Origin of the sequence: Nakamurella sp. (genome assembly GCF_048594475.1) — a bacterium.
Classification (GTDB): domain Bacteria; phylum Actinomycetota; class Actinomycetes; order Mycobacteriales; family Nakamurellaceae; genus Nakamurella.
This window is the reverse complement of sequence record NZ_JBMDXT010000346.1, coordinates 1-1,635: the sequence shown is the minus strand read 5'-3', so window position 1 is coordinate 1,635 and position 1,635 is coordinate 1. Positions and strand designations below refer to the sequence as shown.

The 1,635-nt window shown below is 72.4% G+C and carries 2 protein-coding genes; both read right to left on the bottom strand.

Annotated elements, in window-relative coordinates; all coding sequences use genetic code 11:
* Positions 1–423, bottom strand: a 423-nt coding sequence (locus ACOJUF_RS15810) for a ThiF family adenylyltransferase (RefSeq protein ID WP_420122788.1), incomplete at its 3' end; no start/stop codon positions are given.
* Positions 424–508: 85 nt separating this feature from the next.
* A partial coding sequence (locus ACOJUF_RS15805) for a DUF3152 domain-containing protein (RefSeq protein ID WP_420122787.1) occupies positions 509–1,635 on the bottom strand: 1,127 nt, incomplete at its 5' end.

Sequence of the window (1,635 nt, the reverse complement as noted above, 5' to 3'; positions counted from 1 at the left end):
GAAGTTGTCGGTGCCGTCCAGGATCAGGTCGTAGGGCTCGAAGATCTCCAGGGCATTGCCCGAATCCAGCCGCTCGGTGTGCAGGATCACGTTCACGTACGGGTTGACCTCGGCGATCGACTCCGCCGCGGACACCGCCTTGGGCTTCCCGACGTCCGACTGGCCGTGGATGATCTGGCGCTGCAGGTTCGACTCGTCGACCGTGTCGAAGTCGAGGATCCCCAGCGTGCCCACCCCGGCGGCCGCCAGGTAGAGCAGCGCGGGCGACCCCAGCCCACCGGCGCCGACGACCAGCACCTTGGCGTTCTTGAGACGCTTCTGACCGGCCATGCCGACGTCGGGAATGATCAGGTGGCGCGAGTACCGCTCCACCTCGGCCTTGGTGAGCGAGTCTGCTGGCTCCACCAGCGGCGGCAATGTCACGTTCTTCTCCTCGCGCGCGAACCACAATCTGCCTTCTGGGCAACCCCGAACGGCCGAGGAATCTTCCCAGATCCTCCGGACCCGGTCAGCCGGCGGGTGATGCCGGCTGCGCCGGAGGCGGCACCGCGGTGGCGTCCGGAAACGGGTACGGGTTGGGCAGGCAGACGTGGCCGTCGGGCGGGATCGTCTGCGGATCCAGCATCGCCAGGTCGTCGTCGGAGGTGCTCCACGACTGCTGCATCATGATCGGCGCCGGCGCGCCGCTCGCCGGGCAGGGCTGATGCCGGTTGCCCAGCGCATGTCCGACCTCGTGATTGATGGCGTAGGACCGGTAGGAGTCCAGGTCGCCGTTGTAGGACATCGCCCCGCGGGTCCAGCGCGCGTCGTTGATCATCACGCGGTCCAGCCAGCCGTTGAAGCAGGACGCCTCGAGCGGGATGTCCCAGCCGCAGTTGGCCGGGGCCCGGATCGCGAGCTGGCTGGTGAGCGAGATCCGAATGTCCGGGGTCCCGGTGTCGATCCGGGTGAAGGTGACCTGCCCGTCGCCGATCCAGGATCGCGGGTCGGCCAGCGTCGCATCGACCTTCTGCGCGAACTGCTGATCCAGCTCGGCCGGCAGTCCGTCCTCCACCTCGACGGTGTAGGTCAGCGCCCGACCCCCGGAGCCGACCGTCGGCGACGTGCCGGGGACGACGTGCCAGGTGCCCGCACCGGCGGCGGTGAACGGATCGCCGGCGGGCAGCGCGGCGGCCGCGATGCCCGCCGCCGTGTGGCCCTGGGCGTCGGTGTTCGCGGGATCGGGAACCAGCGAAGGGGACGACTCGGCCGCGGCGGCCGAGGTGTCGGTGGCGTCGGACGGCGCGACCGTCCGGCTGGTGGTTCCGACCGGCGGGGCGCCGGTGGCGGCCTCGGCCTGCGCCGCCGGTTGGGTCGGCGCGGTCCGGTCCGCCGTCTGGATCAGCACCAGGATGGTCAGGACGGCCAGGACGCCGATGGTCGCCAGCCGCCAGGGCGTGCGGCGGCGCGCACCGGCGGTACGGCCGCCCCGGGGGCGGCCCGACCGGTCCCGGTCGGCCGCTCCGTTCCGGGATCGGGCGCTCGACCGCCCGGTCGACGGACGGGCCCGGGACGGCGACCCCGACCCGCGGGCCGATCCGGCCGTCGATCCGGCCGGTGTCCCGGTCGCCGACCGGTCGGACGGGCGGGACGGAC